Source organism: Flectobacillus sp. (genome assembly GCF_049240685.1).
Taxonomy (GTDB): Bacteria; Bacteroidota; Bacteroidia; order Cytophagales; family Spirosomataceae; genus Flectobacillus.
Window position 1 is genome coordinate 1 of sequence record NZ_JBMLSD010000361.1, and the last position, 3,804, is coordinate 3,804.

The 3,804-nt window shown below is 38.5% G+C and carries 3 protein-coding genes; 2 read left to right on the top strand and 1 reads right to left on the bottom strand.

Annotated features, from left to right (window positions below):
- Position 1: 1 nt before the first annotated feature.
- Positions 2-1,366 (bottom strand): glycoside hydrolase family 28 protein, encoded by a 1,365-nt coding sequence (locus tag ACOVQ4_RS16805; protein WP_421821780.1) that lies wholly within the window; start codon positions 1,364-1,366, stop codon positions 2-4.
- 184 nt (positions 1,367-1,550) lie between these two features.
- On the opposite strand from ACOVQ4_RS16805, the gene ACOVQ4_RS16810 reads away from it, so the two are divergent.
- Positions 1,551-2,369, top strand: coding sequence for an oxidoreductase (locus ACOVQ4_RS16810; protein WP_421821781.1), 819 nt, complete (start codon positions 1,551-1,553; stop codon positions 2,367-2,369).
- Positions 2,370-2,552: 183 nt separating this feature from the next.
- A complete protein-coding gene (locus ACOVQ4_RS16815) occupies positions 2,553-3,566 on the top strand; it encodes a zinc-binding alcohol dehydrogenase family protein (protein ID WP_421821782.1) in 1,014 nt (337 codons plus the stop codon).
- Positions 3,567-3,804 lie beyond the last annotated feature (238 nt).

Genomic DNA, 3,804 nt, shown 5'->3' on the forward strand with positions numbered 1-3,804 from the left:
TTTACTCTGATTTAAAATTGCTTACATTTTCATGTATGGAGGATTGGTTTGTGATTTTGACGGCGCTTACTTTTTTGAGTTGGATGTTCTCTATAGGTAATTCTTTTTGCCCTAATATTCTTGAAATAAACTTGACTTCTGACGCTTGAACGTTATTCAAAAATACATTTTTGATAGGGGTAAGCCTTTTTTCGAAGGTCTGTACTAAGTTACGCCATTGATATAAAACATCGGTTTCGATGCCTAATATGCCTTGGTCAATTTTTCCTGATTTTATGTTTTCTACATAAATGTTATTGACATATCCGCCCATTCTTTCATTGGTCTTGATAAATAATAAATGAAAGAGCTTCGCGCCGTCTACTACTTCACAGTTTTGTATCCACACATTCTCAATTCCTCCTGATAACTCACTGCCTATGGCTACTAGTTGATGTCCGTTTTTGACCAAACAGTTTCGAATAATGATGTTTTTTGAAGGTGTTTTTAATCTCCAGCCTTCTGGATTTCTACCTGATTTGATAGCAATGGCGTCGTCACCTTGATCAAAAACACAGTCTTCAATCAATACATTTTGACTCATTTCGGGGTCTACGCCATCGTTGTTGTGCCCGTGTGCGTACACGTTGACTTTACGAATAATAACGTTTTTACATAGGTATGGGTGTATGGTCCAGAATGGGCTATTTCGAATCGAAATCCCTTCAAGTAAAACATTTTCACAGCGATTAAATTGAATAAATTGTGGACGTAAATGTGCTGTGTCGTTCACCATTTGGCGCTGAATTACAGGAGTATAGCTGATGCCTTGCAAATACAGTCGCTTGATGCTTTCCATGTGGGGTTTCGGTCTAGCAAACCAAATTTTCCATGTATCCATTTGTGCTTTTACTTCTCCTTCTCCCGTAATAGCTACATTTTTACACTGATAGGCATAAATTAAGGGCGAATAGTTATAACATTCCATGCCTTCCCATGTACTAGGTACAGTCGGTAAATAGTCCGTAGGATTACCCGAAAATAGGAGTGTTGCTCCTTTTTCTAGATGTAAATTGACATTGCTTTTCAAATGAATTTTGCCCGTTAACCATTCTCCCGCTGGTACGATAACTGTGCCTCCTCCTAATTTATTTGCTTGTGTGATGGCTTTTGAAATAGCTAGAGTTGTTTTTTCTTGATTTCCTTTTTCAGCTCCAAAATCAAGAATTGAAAATTTGGGTGATTTACTAAAATTTGGGGCTTTTACACTAACTGTACCAAAAGGCGCTTTGATACTGGTAGTGTTAAAAGTGATTGGGTTTTCTTTTTTGAAACTACAAAAAAAAGATACTACAATGAGTCCTATGACATTAATAAGGGATTTCATATTATTTGTGATTTATATTTTTACGAAAATAAATCCTCTGCTTAAGGTAAGCGTCCTGTTGCATAGTGTTCTACTGCTGATTCGAGTAACTCCGTAAAAATGTATCATATCTTCGGAATTTTGTATAAGCCTCGAGCTTGGGGCATTCAGTAATTTTGTCACATCAAACAAAACAATTATTCTTATGTCAAAAGTGATTCTTATTACTGGTGCTTCTCGTGGGTTCGGGAAAATATGGGCAAAAGCTCTTTTAGAACAAGGTCATAACATCGTGGCTACTGCACGCAAAACGGATGATTTAAACGACTTGGTCGAGGCTTTCGGTTCGCAAATTTTACCATTGCCTTTAGATGTTACCAATCGTGAACAAGTGTTGGAAACGGTCGAAAAAGCCCATAAACATTTTGGTCGTATCGACGTTCTTATCAATAATGCGGGATACGGTCTTTTTGGTGCTGTCGAAGAAACTACTGAAGCTGAGGCACGTCAACAAATGGAGGTTAATTTCTTTGGGTTACTATGGGTTACTCAGGCGGTATTGCCTTATATGCGTGCTCAACAATCGGGACATATTATTCAGGTTTCTAGTGTGTTAGGCTTATTTACTTTGCCAACGCTTGGTTTATATAATGCTTCGAAATTTGCGGTCGAAGGTTTGAGTGAAACACTGGCTACAGAAGTAAAAGCATTTGGTATCCATGTTACTTTGATTGAGCCAAATGGTTTTTCTACTGATTGGGCGGGAGCTTCTGCCGCGCAAACGCAGGAAATCCCAGCTTATGATGACTTAAAAGCGGCTTTCAGAAATGGCAGTACTCCTGATAGTTATGGCAAACCCGAAGCTACCGTTGAGCCTGTACTCAATTTAATTGCTTCGACCGAACCTCCTTTGAGATTAATTTTAGGAAAAGTGGGTTATCCTATTGTAAAATCTGTGTACGAACAACGTCTTGCTTCTTGGGAAGAAAACAAAGAGGTTAGTGCCAAAGCGCACGGACAATAGATGTTAGTGCTGAATTGTGAATTGTGAATGAAAATTTCCCTAAATAAACCCTCAGGCAGGCGACTTTAAACGCCTACTTGAGGGAAACTTTATTGAAGTATAAACCGCTTGTTTGTAATTTTACCAATGTTGTGATTTTCAGAACACTTCTTATTTTCTCTAATTTTTATAAAATCATCAAAAATGAAAGCTATCGGATTCAAAACCTCATTGCCTATATCTGTACCAGACAGTTTTATCGAGTTTGAAACATCAATACCCAAGCCGTCTGGACGAGACTTATTGGTGAAAATTCAGGCTGTATCCATCAATCCTGTAGATACTAAAATCCGTCAGAATGCCGCAAAAGATACTGTTTTAGAGAACCCCAAAATTATTGGTTGGGATGCCGTCGGGATTATAGAAGCGGTAGGAGAGGAGGTATCTCTATTCAATGTAGGTGACGAAGTTTATTATGCGGGAGATATTACTCGCTCAGGAAGTAATGCTGAATTTCAGCTAGTTGATGAAAGAATTGTTGGAAAGAAACCCGCATCTCTTTCTATTGAAGCTTCGGCTGCTATGCCTTTGACTGCCCTTACGGCTTGGGAAACCTTGTTTGATCGTATGCGTTTAAACCCTGAAAAAGATAAAGGTAAAACTTTGTTGATTATAGGTGGAGCTGGTGGAGTGGGTTCTATTGCGATTCAACTGGCTAAAAAATTACTAGGTCTAACGGTCATTGCTACAGCCTCTCGTCCCGAATCAATAGAATGGTGTAAAAAAATGGGTGCCGATGTGGTCGTAAATCACAAAGATTTGGTCAATGAGGTTCGTCTTGCAGGTTTTCATTTTGTTGATTTCATTTATGATGCTGTCGACATCAATGGATACTGGGATGCTGTTGTAGAGCTTATCAAACCCCAAGGACATATCAATTCGATTACAGGCAGTGGTACGCCAATTTTGTTGAATAAATTGAAAAGCAAAAGTGTTACTTTTTCTTGGGAATTTATGTACACGCGCTCAACTTTCCAAACCGAAGATATGATTGAACAACATCATATTTTGAATAAAGTTGCCAATTTATTAGAGGAGGGAGTTTTGGTTTCGACTCATAATAACACCCTTACTGGACTTAGTGCCGAAACCTTCAAAAAGGCGCACGCGCAATTAGAGTCGGGAACCACTATTGGGAAATTAGTGGTTAAGTATTAAGTTACCCTGTAGAATTAGATTTAAGTTTTTTGTTTTAGGGACAAGGCAACAGGCACAAGGCACAGAGTGTTCAAATGTTTTTTATTGCCAACAGCCATGCTTTTTTCCAAAACCCACCGCCGAAAGCCGATACCTGAAAGCTTAAAGCACAATCTTAAACTTTATTTTGCGTACTAACTTAGGATAGGATTGTGCAACGTGAACTACTAGTATCCAGTAATGCAAGATTCAGTCTAGG